At 63.8% G+C, this 461-nt stretch carries 1 protein-coding gene; it reads left to right on the top strand.

Annotated features, from left to right (window positions below; genetic code table 11):
* Positions 1 to 461: ABC transporter substrate-binding protein (locus ACU8YE_RS25045; RefSeq protein ID WP_446930256.1), on the top strand; the 461-nt coding region annotated here is incomplete at both ends.

Below are 461 nucleotides of genomic sequence, written 5' to 3' on the forward strand. Positions count from 1 at the left end.
CCAAGGAACAACGCAAGGCCGAAGGTCTTGACGCAGGCAAGAACCTGAAGTGGGAATACCAGAGCGCACAAGGCAGCACTGCCACCGCCGCACAGATCGCCCGCAAGTTCATCGGCGACAAGCCGGACGCCCTCATCGCCATCGCCACGCCGTCGGCGCAGGCTGTTGTGGCCGCTACCAAGTCGATCCCCGTTGTGTATTCCGGCGTGACCGATCCGGTTGCGGCACAACTGGTCAAGAGCTGGGCGCCGACCGGCACCAGCGTGACCGGCGTGTCCGACAAGCTGCCGCTGGACAAGCAGATTGCCCTGATCAAGCGCGTGGTGCCGAATGCCAAGCGCGTGGGCATGGTCTACAACCCGGGTAAAGCGAACTCGGTCGTGGTCGTCACTGAACTGAAGAAGCTGCTGTCGGCGCAAGGCATGACGCTGGTCGAGTCGGCCGCACCGCGTACCGTGGAC

It is taken from the genome of Ralstonia sp. VS2407, assembly GCF_052950655.1.